Annotated in this window: 1 protein-coding gene; it reads right to left on the bottom strand. The window is 33.5% G+C overall.

The genetic code is table 11. The features are described from left to right. On the bottom strand, window positions 1-1,225 hold a 1,225-nt coding region (gene dnaE, locus IDG60_RS27565; RefSeq protein WP_206160852.1), incomplete at both ends, for a DNA polymerase III subunit alpha.

Raw genomic sequence — 1,225 nt, 5'->3', positions numbered from 1 at the left:
CTCTATTTTTTTTACTCATTGCTCTTCTTAAAATATCCGCTTCACCATAACTGAAGTTTGCAAATGTGCTCGCTATTTGCATAATTTGCTCTTGATAAATAATAACACCGTAAGTATTTTTTAATATCGGTTCTAAATGCGGATGTAAATATTGAACTTTGCTTGGATCATGTCTTCTTGTAATGTAAGTTGGAATTTCTTCCATTGGACCTGGTCTATACAAAGAAGTTACAGCCACAATATCTTCAAAGTGTTCCGGCTTTAATTTTTTTAATACACTTCTTACACCGTCAGACTCTAATTGGAATATGCCAGTCGTATCTCCTTGCGACAACAATTCAAACACTTTTTGATCATCGAACGGAATCTTTTCGATATCAATATTAATACCTAAATCTTTTTTGACTTGTGTTAAGATTTGATGAATAATCGATAAGTTTCTCAAACCTAGAAAATCTATTTTTAATAACCCAATACGTTCGGCTTCAGTCATTGTCCATTGCGTTAATAATCCTGTATCCCCTTTCGTTAAAGGGGCATATTCATATAATGGATGGTCATTAATAATAATTCCTGCCGCATGTGTAGATGTATGTCTTGGTAAACCTTCTAACTTTTTACAAATACTGAACCAGCGTTCATGTCGATGGTTTCGATGTACAAACTTTTTAAAATCGTCAATTTGATATGCTTCATCAAGTGTAATTCCTAATTTATGTGGGATTAAACTTGAAATTTCATTTAATGTAACTTCATCAAACCCCATAATTCTTCCAACATCTCTAGCAACTGCTCTTGCAAGCAGATGACCGAAAGTCACAATTCCAGATACATGTAGCTCGCCATATTTTTCTTGGACGTACTGAATGACCCTTTCTCGGCGTGTATCTTCAAAGTCAATATCAATATCAGGCATTGTTACACGTTCTGGGTTTAAAAAACGTTCAAATAATAGATTGAATTTAATAGGATCAATCGTTGTAATTCCCAATAAATAACTGACCAGTGAGCCAGCTGAAGAACCACGACCAGGACCTACCATCACATCATTCGTTTTCGCATAATGGATTAAATCACTTACTATTAAGAAATAATCTTCAAAACCCATATTAGTAATAACTTTATACTCATATTTCAATCGCTCTAAATAGACGTCATAATTAAGTTCTAATTTTTTCAATTGTGTAACTAAGACACGCCACAAATATTTTTTAGCTGATTCATC

This window comes from Staphylococcus sp. EG-SA-2 (assembly GCF_017152085.1).
This window is presented reverse-complemented; position numbering and strand designations above follow the sequence as displayed.